This window comes from Serratia proteamaculans (genome assembly GCF_004684015.1).
GTDB classification, from domain to species: Bacteria; Pseudomonadota; Gammaproteobacteria; order Enterobacterales; family Enterobacteriaceae; genus Serratia; species Serratia proteamaculans_F.
The window spans coordinates 275727-294622 of the sequence record NZ_SRIA01000019.1 but is presented as its reverse complement, the minus strand read 5'-3'; the positions used below and the strand labels follow the sequence as shown (position 1 = coordinate 294622).

Here is an 18896-nt window from a genome sequence, read left to right as displayed (position 1 = left end):
GGGTGAAGTAAATGCTGCAAGGCTATTCCCAATTGATATTTGAGGGTGCTCTGGTGACGCTGGAGCTGGCCCTCAGTTCCGTACTGCTGGCGCTGGTCATCGGTTTGATCGGTGCCGGTGGCAAACTTTCCCATAATCGCCTGCTTTCTACCGTATTTGGCGCTTATACCACGCTGATCCGTGGCGTACCCGATCTGGTGCTGATGCTGCTGATTTTCTACGGCCTGCAAATTGCGCTCAACCACCTCACCGAACTGCTTGGCTTCTCGCAAATCGATATTGATCCGCTCAGTGCGGGCATTATCACCCTCGGGTTTATTTATGGCGCCTATTTCACTGAAACCTTTCGCGGTGCCTATATGGCGGTGTCGAAAGGGCAGATCGAAGCGGCAACCGCCTACGGCTTCACCGGTTCACAAATTTTCCGTCGCATTCTGTTCCCTGCGATGATGCGTTTTGCCCTGCCGGGCATTGGCAACAACTGGCAGGTGATCCTGAAGGCCACGGCGCTGGTGTCTATTCTGGGCCTCAATGACGTGGTGAAAGCCACTCAATTGGCCGGTAAAGGCACCTATCAGCCGTTCTTCTTTGCGATCGTGGCCGGTGTGGTTTATCTGATTTTCACTACCGTTTCCAATGGTGTGCTGCTGTGGCTTGAACGGCGTTATTCCCTGGGCGTCCGGAGGGCTGAGCTATGATCGAAATTTTACAACAGTACTGGCAATCGTTGCTGTGGAGCGACGGCTACCGTTTCACCGGGGTCGCCGTCACGCTGTGGCTACTGATTTCCTCGGTGGTGATGGGCGGTTTGCTGGCAATCCCGATGGCGGTGGCACGCGTTTCCTCCATCACCTGGGTGCGTTTCCCGGTCTGGCTCTACACCTATATATTCCGCGGTACACCGCTGTATGTGCAGTTGTTGGTGTTTTACTCCGGTATGTACAGCCTGGAAATCGTCCGCGGGACGGACTTCCTCAATGCCTTCTTCCGCAGCGGGCTCAATTGCACCATTTTGGCGCTAACACTGAACACCTGTGCCTACACCACCGAAATCTTCGCCGGGGCGATCCGCTCGGTGTCACACGGTGAAATCGAAGCGGCCAATGCTTACGGCTTCTCACGCTTCAAAATGTACCGCTGTATCATTTTGCCTTCTGCGCTTCGTACCGCGCTGCCGGCTTACAGCAATGAAGTGATCCTGATGCTGCACTCGACCGCGCTGGCGTTTACCGCCACCGTGCCGGACCTGCTGAAGATAGCGCGAGATATCAATGCGGCGACCTACCAGCCGTTCTATGCCTTTGGCATTGCCGCGGTGCTGTATCTGATCATCTCTTACGGGTTAATCAGCCTGTTCCGCAAGGCGGAAAAGCGCTGGATGGCACACGTTAATCACTGATAATGACGGGAACCTACTATGTCTGAGAATAAATTAGCCGTCACCGAACTGCATAAACGCTATGGCGAACACGAAGTGCTGAAAGGCGTCTCGCTGGCGGCCAACGCAGGGGATGTGATTAGCATCATCGGGTCTTCCGGCTCCGGTAAAAGTACCTTTTTGCGCTGTATTAACTTCCTGGAAAAGCCAAGTGAAGGCGCCATCAGTCTGAACAATGAAGATATCCGCATGGTGCGCGACAAGGACGGTCAGTTGAAGGTTTTCGACAAGAAGCAACTGCAGCTGCTGCGCACTCGCCTGACCATGGTGTTCCAGCATTTTAACCTGTGGAGCCACATGACGGTGCTGGAGAACGTGATGGAGGCACCGGTGCAGGTACTGGGGCTGAGCAAGACCGAAGCGCGTGAGCGCGCGATACGTTATCTGGATAAGGTGGGGATCGACGAGCGTGCCCGTGGAAAATACCCGGTGCACCTGTCTGGCGGCCAGCAACAGCGTGTGTCTATTGCGCGCGCTTTGGCGATGGAGCCAGAGGTTTTACTGTTCGATGAACCGACCTCGGCACTGGATCCGGAATTGGTTGGCGAAGTGTTGCGTATCATGCAGAAGCTGGCGGAAGAAGGTAAAACCATGGTGGTGGTGACGCATGAAATGGAGTTTGCACGCCATGTTTCCAGCCACGTGATCTTCCTGCACAAAGGGCTGATCGAAGAGCAGGGGCCACCGGCTGAACTGTTTGGCAATCCGAAAAGTCCTCGCCTGCAGCAGTTCCTTTCCGGCGCGTTAAAATAGCGGATTTTTGGGGCCAGATCTTCCTGGCCCCAAAAGGCTCTTCAGCGGGCCTGGTCCCGCTGATTAATCACATCATCCAACGCCTGTTCCAACTCCAAAAAGCGGAAGCTGAAACCGGCTTCTTCCAGCCTTTTCGGTACCGCTCGTTGCCCACCCAGCACCAATACCGCTGCTTCACCCATCAATAAACGCAGGGCAAAGGCCGGCACGCGTAAAAACGCCGGCCGGTCGAGCACGTTGGCGAGCTGAGCGGCAAACTGTTCGTTGTGAACCGGGTAGGGGGCAACCATATTGAACGGCCCTTGCAGGGTTTGGTGATCCAGTAAATAGACGATGCCATCAACCATGTCTTCCAGGTGGATCCACGGCAGATATTGGCGGCCGTCGCCTATGGGGCCGCCGAGCCCAAGGCGGAATGGCGGTAACATTTTCGCCAACGCGCCGCCTTTGGCCGCCAGCACCACGCCGGTACGAAGCAGACAGACGCGGGTGGCCTCGCTTTGCGCTTGCAGTGCCAGAGACTCCCAGCGTTGACAAAGCTGATGGGTGAATTCGTCGTGCGGGGCTTCGTCTTCGGTGACCACCGCCTGGCCCTGATCGCCATAGTAGCCAATCGCCGAACCGGAAATCAGTACGCCGGGCGGTGTGCTGCCGGCGTTAATCAGCTTGGCCAACTGTTCGGTCAGATCCCAGCGGCTGTGGCACAGGCGTTCTTTCTGCGCTTTGCTCCAGCGCTTGTCGGCGATAGGCTCACCGGCCAGGTTGATGACGGCGTCAAAACCGTCCAGCGAGGGCTGGTCCTGCAGCGTTGACCAATAGCTGACCTGCTCGCCAAAGCGATCCCGTGCGCGTTGCACGTTGCGGCTCAGCACCGTAATTTGATGAGAAAGGCCCAGCAGCCGTTGCGTCAGGCTGCTCCCTATCAATCCTGTGGCGCCGGTGATCAGGATCCGCATGGTCGATTCTCCCTGAAACGGTGGTTTTCAGGCCCGGCGATAGCTCATGGTCATCGAAACCGAATCGGCGTAGCGCAGGGCCAATAGTTTATCTATCTCCACTTCAGCATAGGTTACCCAGGCGTGTTGTTTCACGATATCGAGCACATCCTGAGTTAATTTTTCCAGCAGGGCGAAGCGGTTATCTTCCACGTGACGAATGATGGCCTTGGTGATGGTGCGGTAGTTGAGCGCGTCGTCGATGTTTTCGCTGTCGCGCGCCTTATCCGCCGGGTAGTGGATCACTACGTTAATCAGGATGTCCTGACGGTTGTTGATTTCTTCTTCCTTGATACCGATGAACGTACGCAACCGCAGATTTTTTATACGAATAATGGCGTCGGGTTGACTGAATGACATCAGAGAATCTCCACAGGTCTGATTATTGGTGCTCAGAATACACGGAAAGTAGGGAAATGATAACGAGCCGGGGGAAACTCCCCGGAGGCCGGGGAGCCGGAAAATTAACCCTGCTCAGCCAGCTTGTAGGCACGCTCGGTTGCCGGGCGGTTGCTGATGCGTTCGAACCAGTTGCGTATCGCCGGATAATCCGCCAGATCGATGCGCTGACGCGGGTGTGACACCACCCAGGGATAGGTGGCGATATCGGCAATGCTGTAGTTGTCACCGCCCAGATACGGATGCTTTTGCAGCTCGGCTTCCAGCACCGCATACAGACGTTTGGTTTCCAGGTGGTAACGTTCGATGGCGTAGGGCACCGGTTGCGGTGCGTAGTGGTTGAAGTGGTGGTTTTGCCCTAGCATCGGCCCAAAACCCGCCACCTGCCAGAACAGCCACTGTAGCGTGGCAGCGCGCTCGCGCAGGCCTTTGCTCAGCAGCTTGCCGGTTTTCTCCGCCAGATACAGCAGAATTTCGCCGGATTCGAACAGGCTGATTGGCGCACCGCCATCAACTGGCTGCTGGTCGACGATGGCCGGAATTTTGTTGTTGGGTGAAATGCTCAGAAAATCCGGCTTGAACTGATCGCCGGCGCTGATATTTACGCGGTGGATACGGTAGGGTAAGCCAACCTCCTCCAGAAACAGGGTAATTTTGTGACCATTGGGAGTAGGCGCGTAATACAGGTCAATCATATTATAATACTCCTTGTAAAACATCATGATAAAATGAAGCATGAACATTTAGCGTCGAGGGAACCATGAGAGCTTTCTTATATTGCCGTGTTAGTTCTAAACATCAAACAAAACAACAAGGTGGTACTGGGATCACAAGGCAAGAAGCTACCGTTATAGAGTACATCAATGGTTATAATCCTGATCCAAAATTAGGGTATCAGCTCAGCTTAGACGATCATGAGATGCTTGATCCAGATCTTGGAAAGTCGGCATATCATGGCTACAACTTCACCAAAGGGGCGTTAGGTGAGTTCAAACTGAAGGTATTGAGCCGGGAGATTAAAGAGGGGGCATTGATCATTGAGAACGTGGATAGATTCAGTCGCCTTCCCGAGCATGAAGCTATCAGAGAATTCAATGATTTGATTCTTGGCGGGATTGATATCCATGAGGTTGAAACAGGTATTGTTTACAGTAAAAAAATCCCCAATACACTTTCTAAATTGGCCCACTCGATCGAAAGAGCGTGGGGAGAAAGTGAACGAAAATCATCTATTGCAAAAAAGGTATGGAAAGCCCGTAGAGAAACAGTACTTGCTACAGGAAAACCATTACCTGCACGTACCCCAAAGTGGTTGAAAATAGTTAATAGCGAATATGTTATTGATAAAAAATATTCTGATGCTGTTAATACAATATTCAAATTATACACAGAAGGGTATGGTACTGCTTATATAGTAAAGCACCTTAATAATAACGATATGAAGATAGATGATCTTTCGTGGAGTACTGCCGCTTTGACGAAAATGTACTCTGATGAGAGATTGATTGGTTGGAAAAGCGGGATGAAGGTTTATCCAGAGTTAGTGGATGAAGAAGTTTTTAAAAGGGCAAAAGAAATAAAAAATTCCAAGGTTTTTCTTAATAAACAAAAAATAAATGGAGCACAGAGATCTATTTTTAACTCAATAGCCCGTTGTGGTAAATGTGGTGCTGCCATGTGCGTTAGCGTCAATGGACATAATAAGTTGTATTATTGGTGTTGGAAAAAACGTGGCACAAAAGAATGTGATTTATCAGGCTTCGTATATGCATATGTGGAGCTTGCGATTTTACAGCATATAAAAAATATAGAGTGGGATAAGGTTTATCTTGAAGGTGAACGAGGTAATGATCGGTCAGAAGAGTTAAGGTTAGAATTAACAGAGTTGTTAAGCTATAAGTTAGAGATAGAGGAAATATTAAAATCAACAGAAAGACCACCTACGGCTGTGTTACGAACATTGATTAATACAGAAGAGCAGATTGAAAAGTTAGAAGGTGAAATATCTTCTATGATATCGTCTGAATATGAGGTAAATTTTGATTTTAATATTGATGACATAATTAATCAGAATAATATAGAGTTACGTCAGAAGTGCAACATACAACTGAAAAAAAACATTAAGTCGATTGTTTTTAATAAGTATGATGGCTATGTCATTATTGATATTGAATATTTCACGGATGTGTTAAAACATGTACTAATAGTAAATAACAAAACTGGTGATGTGACTGGTGATGTTGTTATAAGAAGAAATGGTGAGAGTACTACATATGAAAGTCGAAGCGTTAAAATCATTAAGGATGAAGGTAGTGTATTCTCACTGGATTGTAACATAAGCGAAGTGGTATTGAATGATTATCTATTTTTGATGAACATCGTTGACTTTGTGGATTCAGAGGTAAAGGATTTCTTGAACCTTCATCTAAATGCAGTGTTGCAACAAGAAGGTTAACAAAAATGAGAGAATGAATAATTCTGGCTATAATATAGGTGGTCGCTTTTTTCGGCCGTCTGTGAAACAGGTATCCGTTTTGTGGTATAATTAAGGCATCTCCACTAAATAGTGATAGTAAAATATTATTGGAGATCCCCAGTTGAAACAACTCTTAAAAGACACAATCATATTCGGTACTGGTATTGTACTCGCAGTACTGACACTAGCACATCCAATAGTCATAATCTGGTTCGTTCTTCTTGTATGGGCACTGAGAGGTGAACATGAGGAAACTTAACATCATAAATGCATGTGGAATATTAAAACTAGCATTCGAGCTACCAGAACATTTATTACTGGTTAATAAAATGATTGGCTACTGCCGAGAACATGATTTAGTACTCGATGAAAATGATCTAGACGAATTTAACTCGGTGTTCTGGCCTGTGTTATTCAGTTTATATGACTGCAAACTACTAAATAGTAGTGCTGATACTGATAGTACAATAGCCTTTGTGATTCGCGATGAAAAGCTTGGAATTGCATATGGCAGTACTTTTTACTTTATCTGATAAATAATACAACAACAAATCTCCCAAGACAAAGTTACCCGTAGTGACATTCGGGTACTTTTTTGCATGGAAAAATAATAAAAGGTGCACAAGATGAAAGAAAAGAAAAATACATCATTCGGTATTAGGTTGAATGATGAACAAGTTAAGTACTTAGACGATCAGGTGAATCAAGGTAAGGCAAAAAATAGAAGTGAGGCAATACAAATTATGATTAACACGGCGAGAATTTTAGGCAAGTAATGGTTTTTGTACTTTCACACTAGAAAAGTACGGTGGTGACAGGATGTCACTTTGTAATCATGGATGGTTAAAATGGAAAAATATAATGATCTAAAAGGACAAAAAACAAAACATCATAAAAAAGCTTTGAATGCATGGCACAACATGCACCGTAGGGTGAGAAATGATCCATCATATTATAGTGTGACTATATGTGATGAATGGTACACCTACAGTAACTTTTATAGTTGGTATGAAGAACATGTAGTTGATGGATGGCATATTGATAAGGACATCTCAGGATGTCATAAGTACTCCCCAGATACCTGCGTATTTGTTCCCGTAGAAGTAAATATGTTGTTCCGTGATGCGAAGACGCAATTTATGAAAGGCGTTGTGTCAAACACACGAGGTTATCAATCACAGATTTCGGTTGATGGCAAAATCAAGAAGCTGGGTACTTTTGATACAATAGAGAAGGCACATGCGGCTTACCTAAATGCTCGTACTGAACGATTGCATGAGTTGGCTATTAAGTATCCAGTACTGAAATCTATTTTATAATAAAGAAGGGCATACACGGAAAGTATGCCCAATCAATTACAATCTATTTATGGAGCAACAAATGCTAAAATATATTCAAGCCGATTGCGGCAGTGGGAAAACTCATTCACTTATTGAAATGACAAAACGGTCAAATGAGAAGTTCATTATTGTACAAAGTACTTTGCAGTTGATAGATCAAACGTCCAAGGGATTAAGTAATATTTGTACCGTGATTACTTCTTCTGAACACAGCAATGTTATAAATTCCACAATGGAATTTTTAATGAATCCAACTTCAAGAGTACTAGTACTATCGGAAAAAGCATTTCTTGGAATAAGTGATATATCATTACTAAAAAATTGGAAAATCTACCTTGATGATGTAGTCAACTTTCATGCTTATAACATAATCAACACTGAGAAAAAGTACGAAGTTGAGAATGAGTTATTTAGGGACTTTGAAGAAGTATCTTCTCAGTACTTAACAGCTAAACCAGTACTTGAATTCAGTGATGATCTTCTAAATCATATGTCTAACTTATTCGACTTTGTTGGAACCTATGATCATTTCGTAATGAACCGTAATTTCTTCGATAAGATTGGAAAGGCGGGTAACGTTGATGTGTACTCTAATGATTGTAAGCAACTAACAACCTTAGCTTGGGTGAATATCTCCAAGTACAAGGATCTTGATGTTACTTTTATGTCGAATCTATTCGAAGAAACACTAATCTACAAAGGCAACAAGGAACTATTCGATAAAGTTGATTTAGAGGGCTTACGCGAGCGTGTGAAGCCAGTACGGGAACGTTTGAAGGTTTACTACTTCTCTGAAAACCATCGGCTCACAAAGTCATTCAGGGACTCTCACGGCGAAAAGTTACAAGAGGTATATGATTACATAAATGCTAATGTAAAACAGCCGTACTACTACACTACTAATACCCGTACTGGCAAAGTACTAAATGGTGTTCATATCAAGCCTGTAAGTCGTGGTATGAACTCATTTCAAGATTACAGTACTTGCGTATGGCTTGCATCAATGAAGCCGTCACCAGTCGAAGCAAAGCAGTTAGAATTGATGTTTAAAATCACTGGGGAAGAAATTACTTACGCTCGTGAACTAGAGAATCTCTATCAGTTCTGTAATCGTAGTAGTCTAAGAAAGTATGACAGTACTGAACAGGTAGTAGTGTATGTGTTCGACAAAGAACAAGCACAGTTCCTAAGCGACAATATTGAATACATTGATGTTGGTATTGATAAAGAAGTAGTGAAGTTTGTTCCTGCAAAACTATCAGATGCAGATTATAAAAGGTTGGGTAAGGTTACTATCAAACGTTTTCCGGATCAGGAATCATTTGATAGGTGGATGAATAGTACTGTAAATTCTCATTTGAATGATTTGCAACGTGATAAATTTTATCAGAAATATAATCGTGTTAGGGGGTAATCACCAACGTAACCCCGCTAAAATATAGGGGGTATTTTACCTATAGGGCTTAAGGTATTTCCCCCCTAACTGGAAAAGTTATGTACAAATCACTAACATAAGGGTGTCCATTTTTTACCTATAGAGCTTAAGGTATTTTATGGACATTCAATTATGAAATGAGTTGAGCAAGTGGATTTGGAGTGCTCGAGCACGACAAAATACGCAGGGAAACGAAATAATGCGGTTGCTTGCAATTGCATTTATCAAGTAATAACACTATTAATTACGCCCATTGCTCACAAGTTCGCAATAGTCGGCCTGTTGTTCTTAGTTGCACTTGCTCCGCTGCGTTTACTTGCGAACAAAGGCATTACTTTTTTAAGTAGTTAATAGGTATTTTAACGGCCTTGTTAGTCACTGACGCGGGACAAGCCCTTGTCGGGAATCGGGCTGTTTAAGCCCTTAAATGAAACTACCCAAAGTAGCCGACAGGCATTACTAACCCGATTTAATTGAACTGCCCTATGATGGTGAAAATGGAGAGGTTAAATTGACCTCTCCAAAATAGTTACTTGCCGTTCACGGTAACAGTAACATCGATATCTTTACTGATTAATATTGCGTCTTGATCTGTTTTACTGATAAAGGGTGCGTTACATGGATTATCAATATCAGTGATGGTTCCGTTAAAGCGATTTTTTATAAATTCGATAGCAGTATCAAAGGCACCAGTATATGATTTTTGGTTGTTAAAATTATTGATTGATGAGATATTATGTTGAGGTCTACGAGATATCACGTCAACGTTACAAGTACCATTTGCCATTTCAGATATAATGATATTGAAAAAATCGCCAACTGAGTTACGTACATAGACATCATGAATAATGTTGCTCGGATAAGTTTGAAACACGGTATTGCTCATAATATACCTCTTTAGTGGTTGGATGAAGTTACTATCTAAAAATTTCGTGTACTTTTACCGTCATAAGCTCATCGTAATATGAATCTAAATCTTGATAAATCTTGTCTTTATTGGAATGCAGCTCTTTTAAAATTGGTTTTTTTTCATTGGAGAAAAAATCTAGTTCTGAAAATTTAATTTTATATAGCAGGTACTTGGGTTCAGAATGCTTGGCTTGTAGGCAATATTGTGTTGTAAGGACAAAGGTTTCTGAAATTTTATAAAAATCAATGAGGCAATTACATATTACTTTAATTTTATTTCTTTCGGCAATATTAATCCCTAGTCTCTCGATAGAAAGAATTTCTCTTTGCAATCTAATGGCTAAGGCTTTTGCTTGTTTTAATTTCCCAACTTCAATTTTTGCTTGTTCAATATAGAGATCAAGTATTGGATTTTCAAAACTACTAGAGTTTTTTAGTTCATCCATATCAGAGGAAAACTTAGTTATACGCTCTTTACTATCAATTGCATCACTATACTGTTCATCAAGTTTAGAAATCTTTTCAATAGCAGCCTCTAGTCCTTTAGTTTTCGTTTGTGCTTTCAACCAGTCTTTCGCTTTGTAAGTAGCATAACTAGCAGATAATGCCATTATAGCATTTGAAATGGCAATAATTGAGTTGGCTAAATCCATTTTCTTATCCGAGTTATAATATATTGCAATCATCAATAGTAGTGCTAAAAAAATGAACAGTACTATAACAAGTCCAGTGATTACTCTATTCGTCCATTTCATCTAACGTGCTTCCATACAGTAGCGGGGATTTTGTCGTACAACTTACCCATTGTAATTTCTGCCAGGCGATGGTCAGAAGCTGCATAGAAGGTTTCTAACTCATCATTAGAAAGTTCATACTTATTCTTATCAATGACTTTCTCGAGTGTTTCAATACTAATACAACGGCGAAGTTGCATTATCCAATCTTGTTTGGTCATACAGGCTCTGTACTGTGGGAGGGGGGATACAAGTACTGATTCTACACTAAGGCCACGACGTTGGCGATACGACCCAGGGATGCAAAAATCGGTATGTACTACCACTAGTAGTGATTTTTATCTCAAACACATTATCTAGTACTAGGTGTTGCTATTTCACTCAGTGTGGTGTATGTTTAAACAGCTGTTTTGACCTGCTCCCCGTTGATTAATACACCGCGATGTTAGTAATGTCTTCATAAGCCACATGAGGACATCCCCATGAAGAAGCGTTTTTCCGACGAACAGATCATCAGTATTCTCCGCGAGGCTGAAGCCGGAGTTTCTGCCCGTGAGCTCTGCCGTAAGCACGCCATTTCCGACGCCACGTTTTATACCTGGCGTAAGAAATATGGCGGCATGGAGGTGCCTGAGGTTAAGCGCCTGAAGTCGCTTGAGGAAGAGAACGCCAGACTCAAGAAGCTGCTCGCCGAGGCCATGCTGGATAAGGAGGCGCTTCAGGTGGCTCTTGGGCGAAAGTACTGACGACAGACCAGAAGCGCGAAGTCGTGGTGTTGATGTGTGATGCGACCGGTCTGTCGCAACGTCGTGCCTGCAGGCTGACAGGTTTGTCCCTGTCGACCTGCCGCTATGACGCTCAGCGTCCAGCTGCTGATGCCCATTTATCAGGGCGCATTACTGAACTGGCACTGGAGCGCAGGCGTTTTGGCTACCGCCGCATATGGCAGTTACTGCGCCGTGAAGGGCTTCGGGTTAATCACAAGCGCGTGTACCGCCTTTATCATCTGAACGGGCTGGGCGTTAAACGCAGACGTCGTCGTAAAGGGCTTGCAACAGAACGTCTGCCGCTGCTCCGCCCGGCGGCGCCCAACATGACCTGGTCGATGGATTTCGTCATGGATGCGCTGGCTACCGGTCGCAGGATCAAGTGCCTTACCTGCGTCGATGACTTCACAAAGGAATGCCTGACTGTCACTGTTGCCTTCGGGATTTCAGGCGTGCAGGTCACGCGTATTCTGGACAGCATTGCGCTGTTTCGCGGCTATCCGGCTACGATAAGAACCGATCAGGGACCGGAGTTTACCTGCCGCGCGCTCGATCAGTGGGCCTTTGAGCATGGAGTGGAGCTGCGACTTATCCAGCCCGGCAAGCCGACACAGAACGGATTTATTGAGAGTTTTAACGGACGCTTTCGCGATGAGTGCCTGAATGAACACTGGTTCAGCGACGTCAATCATGCCAGGAAAACCATCAGCGAATGGCGTCAGGATTATAACGAATGTCGCCCGCACTCCACGCTGAATTATCAGACGCCGTCTGAATTTGCAGCGAGCTGGAGAAAGGGTAATGCTGAGAGTGAAGGATCCGACATTACTAACTGAGCCTTGTATCTAATCCTGGGGGCAGGTCAATGTGATAGTGCCTATTTTAGATTATTTCGGAATCGTGGTTTTTCAAATACCGATGAGTGATATATTTAAAGTACTGTTACTGTTGCTTGGTAACTAAAAGCCCCACGTGGGGCTTTTTTGTTATATGTATTGCTCTATTATTTTCTTATCGTGAGCTATTACATATTCAACTGAGCCTTCCAATATAAATTCATTTATTTTATTATGATCATTAATCATATCCTCTGTGACATCTTCACCTAATGAATATATTATTGTGTCTGATGTTAATGGATATACGAAGTTTTTAAATTGACATATGTCATCTTTGTTTTTGCATACAACTGGCTGATCACTTGAAATTAAGCACTTATCACTGAATTTTTTTATTCTCAGTCTTTCACTATAAAAGTCAGTAAGCAAAATTGGTAGCATTATATACTGCACGCCTTTAACAAGTGCTTCTAGTGCTTCTTTATCTTTTTTTATGGCGTTTCGTACTTTTCTCTGTAGATATTTTAAATCTTTCATATCAATGAATGGGAAGTGTTTAGTGAAATAGTCTCTTCTATCTTCATACAAACCTGTCAGGTTTGAACAATGCCCTATGAAATTTTTGTAATCGTGGTGTATGTTTCTAAAATATTGAAAAATGATCGCAACCTTGAAAATGAAAAACATTTCTTGATTGGTTTCTTTGTTTTCATTCATCACTTTAATATAGTTTGTTACTTTCATTGATTCATAGATTTTTGCTAAGTTGTTTTCTAAATCTGAATAGTTATTCTCGATGCCTCTAAACACCTCGTTTTTATACGTTAAATCATACTGTTTTATACCGTAAAATATTTGGGCTGATGTGAACTCTTTTGTTTTTTTATATGCCACATGGCATCGCCACACTTTTTTTTCATCATTATAAAATTGTTTGATATATGTCTGGGGGATAAAATGTTGATTTTTTGTATGCTGTTTTTTCTTTTTAAATATTTCTTTTAATTCTATCATTATGTTGAATCTTCAATTTTTCATTCAATATCGATAGTACATATTACTATAAAAAAACGAATGCCACACGTTCATTTTTTATGGTCGAATGTTATTTAGGTAAACTGATTTGACTGATGATATTCCAGACTTGATGCCTTGATTATGCGGCTGCTGGTTATGCTCACCCAATAAACACCCGTTTTAAAAGTAATGCGGGTGTTTTTCAGAATATATAGGGTTTGTCCGCGAGTCCTATTAATAACGTTGGATATTATTCACACTTCCAAATTGTATTCTGTACACCAGATCCGGCAGGTAGGTGAGGGTTCATGTTAGCACTATGAGTGTATGTAGCCTTTGTCCTGCCGTACTGTTGGCAAGCTGCGTTGGCCGTTTTCTGTAGGCTATCAAGTCCGTACCATCCGTCTGACTGAATGCTTACGGTCTTTCCATCGTTGTACTGCACTTGAGCACATCCTACCAAAATCAACGGAAGGCAAATTAGAGCCAGCTTTTTCATTGAGCTTACCAATTCCAATTCACCGTAGTGTTCAACCCGCGTAAGTTCGTATGTTCAGTTCTGGTTGGTTGTAGTACTACCTGACCTGTATCACGATCGATGATGTTAAAGGACTCGATTTCGGTCTGTCCCATCGTTCCTTTAACTCTCATGTTGGTTTGAACGTACTCGAACTTGTCTTTCGGGTAATTTTCTTCAAATTGTTCATCTGTCATTACATCATTCCCAGTAGGTGAGTAACCATAGACATCTTAGGGGATGAATAGGGGAGTGACAATCCATCTGATTGCAAATTGTACATTTTGTTTCAAGATGTGTAATCTGAATTTGATATCCCATCAAGAGGACTTACACATGGCAAAAGGTAAAGATCAACACGTAACACCCCATGCTGATGGATGGCAAGTAAAAGGTGAAGGTAACAAGCGTGCTACGATTGTTACTGGTACAAAGAAGGAAGCCATTGATGCCGGTAGGGCAATTGCCCGTAAGCAAGAAAGTGAGTTAGTGATCCATAATCGGGATGGGAAAATTGCCAATTCTGATTCACATGGACACGACCCAAACCCACCAAAAGATACTAAGTAATTCGACAAAGGAGCCTGAAGGCTCCTTTTTGTGGAGTTCATATTTGGGAGGAAAACGTTGCAATTGACAGGTCAATCATGTTGCCTCCTGCGGTAAGGTGATCTGTAAGTCATTACACGTTGTTGCGGTCTTCGCCGCGCACAAAGGTATATCAGAGATCTTTGTATAGGGTACCAACAATAGCAGCTAAGAATAGCAGGCTATGTGAGATTCGTCTGATGCTATCTCCACAAGATACATCACAATTCTCTGCGCGCGTATCTGCGGTTTGCCACGCAGTGACGGCGCGCTAAAATAGGGCTTATTTCCTTATCAGGGACAAGGTTATGAAACTGATATTTGCCTCGGATATACATGGTTCACTCCCCGCCACTGAAAGCGTACTGGCGCGGTTTGAGCAAAGCGGTGCCGACTGGCTGATCCTGCTGGGTGATTTGCTGAATCATGGGCCGCGCAATGCCCTGCCGGCGGGCTATCAGCCGGCGCAGGTTGCCGAACAATTGAATCGCTATAGCGACAAGATCATCGCCGTTCGCGGCAACTGCGACAGTGAAGTCGATCAGATGCTACTGTCTTTCCCTATCACCGCGTCTTGGCAGCAGGTGCTATTACAAAAAAGACGATTGTTTTTAACCCACGGTCACCTTTATCATCCCTCGGCACTGCCGCCGTTATCTGTCGGTGATGTGTTGGTCTATGGACACAGCCATTTGCCACAGGCGGAACGGCAGGGGGATATTTACTGCTTTAATCCAGGCTCGGTCAGCATTCCGAAAGGGGGCTTTCCTGCCAGCTATGGCATACTGGAGGACGGCGTTTTAAGTGTGGTCACTTTGCTCGGCGGCAAGGCTGTTGCAGAGGTGGCATTAACGCACTAATTTATACACACACAATAAAAATCTTTGAAAAACACTCATTGATTAACCAGTGCGCGGGATGCATCGCGCCAAAATAGAAGGTTTTAGAGGATGGCGGAACAGGATCAGGCTGCAGATACCGAGTGGGTTGATATCGTCAACGAGCAAAACGAAGTGATTGCTCAATCCAGTCGCCAACAGATGCGTGCCCAACGGCTGCGTCATCGTGCTACCTATATTGTGGTGCATGATGGGATGGGAAAAATTCTGGTGCAGCGTCGCACCGATATTAAAGATTTCTATCCGGGCTGGCTGGACGCCACTGCGGGTGGTGTGGTGCAGAGCGGAGAGAACGTGCTGGACTCCGCCCGCCGCGAAGCGGAAGAGGAACTGGGCATTGCCGGTGTGCCTTTCGCCGAACACGGCCTGTTCTACTTCGAAGAAGATCAGTGCCGGGTGTGGGGCGCATTGTTCAGTTGCGTCTCTCACGGCCCGTTTGCCCTGCAGGAAGAAGAAGTGGTTGAGGTGAGCTGGCTGACGCCGGAAGAAATCACCGCACGCTGCGACGAATTCACGCCGGATTCGCTAAAAGCGCTGTCGCTGTGGCTGACGCGCAATAACGAACAGGCCTATGGCAAACCGCTACGCGATAGCGATGAAAATGCCTGATGTGTTTTCAAAAATGAAAAAGCCGGTCAATTGACCGGCTTTTTTATGCCCGGCATCGGCAGACGATATGCCGCTCCACGCTTAACGAGGTGAATATGTGTGCCTGTTGTTGTATTCGGTATTGGGGGTGACAACGCCAAAGAACGCGCTATGTACCCACATTTTGCAGTTATTGCAACAAGGCGCAATTCTTCCGTCCCCGTTGAATGCAACGCAGTAGTAATGGCGTGGGTGTAAGTTTCGGGCATACAGTTCAAGCCACACATGCGCCTCGGCGCAGGCGCTGAACGGCCTCGCTTCAACTTCCGTTTTTCCGCTCCACGGCAGTATCAGACGCTTGGTCTCTTTTTCGCGGGCCTGCAGCTGTTCAATGTAATGGTCAAATACGGAGGCGTCATGATTAATGCCCGCGCTATGGCCGACGAACTTGGTTAACCCTGCCACATTACTTTTTCCCCTTGTGAGAGAAAAAGCCAGCGCCAGCATTCTGTTCGTTGTTGGGCCGAGTCGGTCGATCTTCCATAGGTAGGAATCGTAATTGATAGCATTGTTAATGAGAGTTTTAGCGATTTTTTCAACGGATTGCCCTGTGGATGGCATAGGGGATTAACCTTCAGAATATTTTATGAATGTTAATAGGATCTAGCACAAGATCGTGGGATTGGAATGGGTTGGATTGATATTGGGATTATTCCTAGCCATGAGCGAAGGGGGAATGGTATTGTAATTAGTTGATTATTCACGTGTTACGTTAAGGTAATCACAAAAGAAAGGGTTTGGCTAATCGGCATTGGTGTACAAGGCGCAGGATGGCAGGGCGCTGATGCGCCCGGGTAACTGAATGAAAATATTATTTTTATTCTAAAAAGAAAAGCACCGCCGAGAGATTCGTGCGGTGCTTTATAGCCTGTATCAATTTTCGTTCTGGTTTAACCTATGAACGATATTAATCAATCCGGCCGATCAGGCCTTGGCATCAGCCTGAGAAGACTGAATGGCGGTCAGCGCCACGGTGTAAACGATATCGTCTACCAGTGCGCCACGTGACAGGTCGTTCACCGGCTTGCGCATGCCTTGCAGCATTGGCCCGATGGACACCAGGTCAGCAGAACGCTGTACCGCTTTGTAGGTGGTGTTACCGGTGTTCAGATCCGGGAAGATGAACACGGTAGCCTGGCCTGCAACCGGCGAGTTAGGTGCCTTGGACTTGGCTACGTCAGCCATGATCGCGGCGTCATACTGCAGCGGACCGTCGATGATCAGGTCAGGACGTTTTTCCTGCGCCAGACGGGTTGCTTCACGCACTTTCTCAACGTCGCTGCCCGCACCTGAGTTACCGGTGGAGTAGGAGATCATCGCTACGCGTGGTTCGATACCGAAGGCGGCAGCAGAGTCGGCTGACTGAATGGCGATCTCAGACAGTTGCTCGGCGGTTGGATCCGGGTTGATTGCACAGTCGCCGTACACCAGAACCTGGTCAGGCAGCAGCATGAAGAACACGGAGGATACCAGCGAGCTGCCCGGTGCGGTTTTGATCAGCTGCAGCGGTGGACGAATGGTGTTGGCGGTGGTGTGAACCGCGCCGGAAACCAGCCCGTCAACTTCGCCTTTCTCCAGCATCAGGGTGCCGAGAACCACGTTGTCTTCCAGTTGCTCGCGCGCAACCACTTCGGTCATGCCCTTGCTCTTGCGCAGCTCAACCAGACGCGGCACATACTGTTCGCGGACGGCGACCGGATCAACAATCTCGATGCCTTTGCCCAGTTCAACGCCCTGAGCGGCCGCAACGCGCTGGATCTCTTCCGGATTACCCAACAGCACGCATTCTGCGATACCCCGTTCGGCACAGATAGCCGCCGCTTTCACGGTACGTGGTTCGTCGCCTTCAGGCAGTACGATGCGCTTGCCGGCTTTACGTGCCAGTTCGGTCAGTTCGTAACGGAACGCCGGTGGAGACAGACGACGTGAACGCTCGGAGGTGGCGGTCAGCGACTCGATCCACTCGGCGTTGATGTGGCTGGCCACGTAGTTCTGCACTTTCTCGATGCGCTGGTGGTCATCCGCCGGCACTTCGAGGTTGAAGCTTTGCAGGCTGAGCGAGGTCTGCCAGGTGTTGGTGTCGACCATAAATACCGGCAGGCCGGTCTGGAAGGCACGTTCACACAGCTTTCTGATAGGTTCGTCGATGGCGTAGCCACCGGTCAGCAGGATGGCGCCGATCTCTACGCCATTCATCGCTGCCAGACAGGCTGAAACCAGCACGTCAGGACGGTCTGCCGAAGTTACCAGCAGTGAGCCTGGACGGAAGTGTTCCAGCATGTGCGGGATGCTGCGCGCACAGAAGGTCACGGACTTCACGCGGCGGGTCATGATGTCGCCTTCATTGACCACAGAGGCCTTCAGGTGACGGGCCATGTCGATAGCGCGGGTGGCGATCAGATCGAAGCTCCACGGCACGCAGCCCAGTACTGGCAACGGGCTGTTGGCAAACAGTTGCGCCGGGTCAACGTTGGTCACGCTGGCCTTGGTGGAATCGTCGAAGATCTCGGACAGATCAGGACGGGTGCGGCCCTGCTCGTCAACCGGAGCGTTCAGTTTGTTGATGATCACGCCGGTGATGTTTTTGTTTTTGCTGCCGCCGAAGCTGCTGCGCGCCAGTTCGATGCGCTCTTTCAACTGTGCCGGGGAATCGTTGCCCAGCGCCAGTACAAAGACGATTTCTGCATTCAGCGTTTTGGCGATTTCATAGTTCAGCGCGTTGGCGAACTGATGCTTGCGGGTCGGCACCAGGCCTTCAATCAGCACCACTTCTGCGTCTTTGGTGTTTTCGTGGTAGCGAGCCACGATCTCTTCCATCAGCACGTCTTGCTGGTTGGAGCTTAACAGGCCCTCAACATAGCTCATGCGCAGCGGTTCGGCCGCCGTGATGGTGGAGTTGCTGCTGCGGATGATAGTGGTGGTCTGATCGAGCGAGTCGCCGCCAGTACGTGGCTGTGCGATAGGTTTGAACACGCTCAGGCTAACGCCTTTTTGCTCCATGGAGCGAATGACACCCAGGCTGACGCTGGTCAGGCCGACGCTGGTGCCAGTGGGGATCAACATAATAGTACGTGACACAGAATAGTCCTCTTCACGATTTAACATGAGGCTAAAACAGCACCGTCAGCCTGGGCTGACGGTG

The 18896-nt window shown here is 46.2% G+C and carries 22 protein-coding genes; 12 read left to right on the top strand and 10 right to left on the bottom strand.

Annotation, left to right across the window (positions count from 1 at the left end; genetic code table 11):
* The first annotated feature begins 11 nt into the window (after positions 1-11).
* Genes E5C26_RS17020 through hisP form a run of 3 tightly spaced genes read left to right on the top strand, consistent with a single transcriptional unit; the run spans position 12 to position 2191 of the window.
* Positions 12-698, top strand: coding sequence for a histidine ABC transporter permease HisQ (locus E5C26_RS17020; protein ID WP_135317365.1), 687 nt, complete (start codon positions 12-14; stop codon positions 696-698).
* Positions 695-1399, top strand: coding sequence for an ABC transporter permease (locus E5C26_RS17015; protein ID WP_012146038.1), 705 nt, complete (start codon positions 695-697; stop codon positions 1397-1399). The genes E5C26_RS17020 and E5C26_RS17015 overlap by 4 nt, the downstream gene beginning before the upstream one ends.
* A gap of 18 nt (positions 1400-1417) precedes the next feature.
* Complete coding sequence (gene hisP, locus E5C26_RS17010) at positions 1418-2191, top strand: histidine ABC transporter ATP-binding protein HisP (RefSeq protein ID WP_012146037.1); 774 nt, start codon at positions 1418-1420, stop codon at positions 2189-2191.
* 41 nt (positions 2192-2232) lie between these two features.
* Here the strand turns inward: hisP and E5C26_RS17005 are convergent, their stop codons facing one another.
* The 3 genes from E5C26_RS17005 to yfcG all read right to left on the bottom strand — a co-directional run bounded on the left by E5C26_RS17005 (position 2233) and on the right by yfcG (position 4280).
* Positions 2233-3147 (bottom strand): TIGR01777 family oxidoreductase, encoded by a 915-nt coding sequence (locus tag E5C26_RS17005; RefSeq protein WP_135317364.1) that lies wholly within the window; start codon positions 3145-3147, stop codon positions 2233-2235.
* Between the two features lie 27 nt (positions 3148-3174).
* Positions 3175-3546, bottom strand: coding sequence for a dihydroneopterin triphosphate 2'-epimerase (gene folX, locus E5C26_RS17000; protein WP_012146035.1), 372 nt, complete (start codon positions 3544-3546; stop codon positions 3175-3177).
* A gap of 104 nt (positions 3547-3650) precedes the next feature.
* The gene (gene yfcG, locus E5C26_RS16995; RefSeq protein WP_135317363.1) at positions 3651-4280 is read right to left on the bottom strand and encodes a GSH-dependent disulfide bond oxidoreductase; all 630 of its coding nucleotides are present in this window, start codon (positions 4278-4280) and stop codon (positions 3651-3653) included.
* A gap of 65 nt (positions 4281-4345) precedes the next feature.
* Between yfcG and E5C26_RS16990 the strand changes: the two genes are divergently transcribed.
* The 5 genes from E5C26_RS16990 to E5C26_RS16975 all read left to right on the top strand — a co-directional run bounded on the left by E5C26_RS16990 (position 4346) and on the right by E5C26_RS16975 (position 8815).
* Positions 4346-6040: a recombinase zinc beta ribbon domain-containing protein gene (locus E5C26_RS16990; protein WP_135317362.1), complete on the top strand. Its 1695-nt coding sequence runs from the start codon at positions 4346-4348 to the stop codon at positions 6038-6040.
* Positions 6041-6306: 266 nt separating this feature from the next.
* Positions 6307-6594, top strand: coding sequence for a hypothetical protein (locus E5C26_RS16985; RefSeq protein ID WP_135317361.1), 288 nt, complete (start codon positions 6307-6309; stop codon positions 6592-6594).
* A gap of 93 nt (positions 6595-6687) precedes the next feature.
* Positions 6688-6837: a ribbon-helix-helix domain-containing protein gene (locus E5C26_RS24655; RefSeq protein ID WP_167796667.1), complete on the top strand. Its 150-nt coding sequence runs from the start codon at positions 6688-6690 to the stop codon at positions 6835-6837.
* A gap of 72 nt (positions 6838-6909) precedes the next feature.
* Entirely contained in the window at positions 6910-7380 is a 471-nt protein-coding gene (locus E5C26_RS16980; RefSeq protein WP_135317360.1) for a hypothetical protein, read from the top strand.
* 61 nt (positions 7381-7441) lie between these two features.
* The gene (locus E5C26_RS16975) at positions 7442-8815 is read left to right on the top strand and encodes a type III restriction endonuclease subunit R (protein ID WP_135317359.1); all 1374 of its coding nucleotides are present in this window, start codon (positions 7442-7444) and stop codon (positions 8813-8815) included.
* A 550-nt stretch (positions 8816-9365) separates the two neighbouring features.
* Here E5C26_RS16975 and E5C26_RS16970 read toward each other — a convergent pair.
* Genes E5C26_RS16970 through hha form a run of 3 tightly spaced genes read right to left on the bottom strand, consistent with a single transcriptional unit; the run spans position 9366 to position 10700 of the window.
* Complete coding sequence (locus tag E5C26_RS16970) at positions 9366-9722, bottom strand: hypothetical protein (protein ID WP_135317358.1); 357 nt, start codon at positions 9720-9722, stop codon at positions 9366-9368.
* Positions 9723-9753: 31 nt separating this feature from the next.
* The gene (locus tag E5C26_RS16965; RefSeq protein WP_135317357.1) at positions 9754-10500 is read right to left on the bottom strand and encodes a hypothetical protein; all 747 of its coding nucleotides are present in this window, start codon (positions 10498-10500) and stop codon (positions 9754-9756) included.
* On the bottom strand, positions 10497-10700 hold the full coding sequence (gene hha, locus E5C26_RS16960; protein WP_135317356.1) for a hemolysin expression modulator Hha: 204 nt from the start codon (positions 10698-10700) through the stop codon (positions 10497-10499). Before hha ends, E5C26_RS16965 begins: the two co-directional genes overlap by 4 nt.
* 261 nt (positions 10701-10961) lie before the next feature.
* Here hha and E5C26_RS16950 point away from each other — a divergent pair.
* Positions 10962-12082, top strand: a protein-coding gene (locus tag E5C26_RS16950; protein ID WP_135317354.1) for an IS3 family transposase whose coding sequence is annotated in 2 segments (ribosomal slippage) — positions 10962-11220 and positions 11220-12082 — 1122 coding nt in all. Because the reading frame shifts where the segments join, the coding sequence is not laid out codon by codon here.
* 150 nt (positions 12083-12232) lie between these two features.
* On the opposite strand, the gene E5C26_RS16945 is transcribed toward E5C26_RS16950, so the two are convergent.
* Together E5C26_RS16945 and E5C26_RS16935 are read right to left on the bottom strand one after the other, a co-directional pair.
* Positions 12233-13099, bottom strand: a complete 867-nt coding sequence (locus E5C26_RS16945) for a DUF4238 domain-containing protein (RefSeq protein WP_135317353.1) — start codon at positions 13097-13099, stop codon at positions 12233-12235.
* A gap of 507 nt (positions 13100-13606) precedes the next feature.
* Complete coding sequence (locus E5C26_RS16935; RefSeq protein ID WP_006320250.1) at positions 13607-13816, bottom strand: hypothetical protein; 210 nt, start codon at positions 13814-13816, stop codon at positions 13607-13609.
* Between the two features lie 139 nt (positions 13817-13955).
* Here E5C26_RS16935 and E5C26_RS16930 point away from each other — a divergent pair, with 139 nt between their 5' ends.
* The 3 genes from E5C26_RS16930 to yfcD all read left to right on the top strand — a co-directional run bounded on the left by E5C26_RS16930 (position 13956) and on the right by yfcD (position 15715).
* The gene (locus E5C26_RS16930; protein ID WP_135317351.1) at positions 13956-14189 is read left to right on the top strand and encodes a DUF2188 domain-containing protein; all 234 of its coding nucleotides are present in this window, start codon (positions 13956-13958) and stop codon (positions 14187-14189) included.
* 326 nt (positions 14190-14515) lie between these two features.
* Positions 14516-15067, top strand: coding sequence for a phosphodiesterase (gene yfcE, locus E5C26_RS16925; RefSeq protein ID WP_135317350.1), 552 nt, complete (start codon positions 14516-14518; stop codon positions 15065-15067).
* 90 nt (positions 15068-15157) lie between these two features.
* Positions 15158-15715 carry an NUDIX hydrolase YfcD gene (gene yfcD, locus E5C26_RS16920; RefSeq protein WP_012146032.1) on the top strand — a complete coding sequence of 186 codons (558 nt, stop codon included), beginning with the start codon at positions 15158-15160 and terminating at the stop codon, positions 15713-15715.
* An 81-nt stretch (positions 15716-15796) separates the two neighbouring features.
* Here yfcD and E5C26_RS16915 read toward each other — a convergent pair whose 3' ends face one another.
* Positions 15797-16315, bottom strand: coding sequence for a hypothetical protein (locus tag E5C26_RS16915; protein WP_135317349.1), 519 nt, complete (start codon positions 16313-16315; stop codon positions 15797-15799).
* A 363-nt stretch (positions 16316-16678) separates the two neighbouring features.
* Positions 16679-18832, bottom strand: a complete 2154-nt coding sequence (gene pta, locus E5C26_RS16910; RefSeq protein WP_135317348.1) for a phosphate acetyltransferase — start codon at positions 18830-18832, stop codon at positions 16679-16681.
* Positions 18833-18896 lie beyond the last annotated feature (64 nt).

Coding starts and splice junctions, on each gene's coding strand:
- E5C26_RS17020 (WP_135317365.1), top strand. CDS start 12: ATGCTGCAAGGCTATTCCCAATTGATATTTGAGGGTGCTCTGGTGACG.
- E5C26_RS17015 (WP_012146038.1), top strand. CDS start 695: ATGATCGAAATTTTACAACAGTACTGGCAATCGTTGCTGTGGAGCGAC.
- hisP (WP_012146037.1), top strand. CDS start 1,418: ATGTCTGAGAATAAATTAGCCGTCACCGAACTGCATAAACGCTATGGC.
- E5C26_RS17005 (WP_135317364.1), bottom strand. CDS start 3,147: ATGCGGATCCTGATCACCGGCGCCACAGGATTGATAGGGAGCAGCCTG.
- folX (WP_012146035.1), bottom strand. CDS start 3,546: ATGTCATTCAGTCAACCCGACGCCATTATTCGTATAAAAAATCTGCGG.
- yfcG (WP_135317363.1), bottom strand. CDS start 4,280: ATGATTGACCTGTATTACGCGCCTACTCCCAATGGTCACAAAATTACC.
- E5C26_RS16990 (WP_135317362.1), top strand. CDS start 4,346: ATGAGAGCTTTCTTATATTGCCGTGTTAGTTCTAAACATCAAACAAAA.
- E5C26_RS16985 (WP_135317361.1), top strand. CDS start 6,307: ATGAGGAAACTTAACATCATAAATGCATGTGGAATATTAAAACTAGCA.
- E5C26_RS24655 (WP_167796667.1), top strand. CDS start 6,688: ATGAAAGAAAAGAAAAATACATCATTCGGTATTAGGTTGAATGATGAA.
- E5C26_RS16980 (WP_135317360.1), top strand. CDS start 6,910: ATGGAAAAATATAATGATCTAAAAGGACAAAAAACAAAACATCATAAA.
- E5C26_RS16975 (WP_135317359.1), top strand. CDS start 7,442: ATGCTAAAATATATTCAAGCCGATTGCGGCAGTGGGAAAACTCATTCA.
- E5C26_RS16970 (WP_135317358.1), bottom strand. CDS start 9,722: ATGAGCAATACCGTGTTTCAAACTTATCCGAGCAACATTATTCATGAT.
- E5C26_RS16965 (WP_135317357.1), bottom strand. CDS start 10,500: ATGAAATGGACGAATAGAGTAATCACTGGACTTGTTATAGTACTGTTC.
- hha (WP_135317356.1), bottom strand. CDS start 10,700: ATGACCAAACAAGATTGGATAATGCAACTTCGCCGTTGTATTAGTATT.
- E5C26_RS16945 (WP_135317353.1), bottom strand. CDS start 13,099: ATGATAGAATTAAAAGAAATATTTAAAAAGAAAAAACAGCATACAAAA.
- E5C26_RS16935 (WP_006320250.1), bottom strand. CDS start 13,816: ATGACAGATGAACAATTTGAAGAAAATTACCCGAAAGACAAGTTCGAG.
- E5C26_RS16930 (WP_135317351.1), top strand. CDS start 13,956: ATGGCAAAAGGTAAAGATCAACACGTAACACCCCATGCTGATGGATGG.
- yfcE (WP_135317350.1), top strand. CDS start 14,516: ATGAAACTGATATTTGCCTCGGATATACATGGTTCACTCCCCGCCACT.
- yfcD (WP_012146032.1), top strand. CDS start 15,158: ATGGCGGAACAGGATCAGGCTGCAGATACCGAGTGGGTTGATATCGTC.
- E5C26_RS16915 (WP_135317349.1), bottom strand. CDS start 16,315: ATGCCATCCACAGGGCAATCCGTTGAAAAAATCGCTAAAACTCTCATT.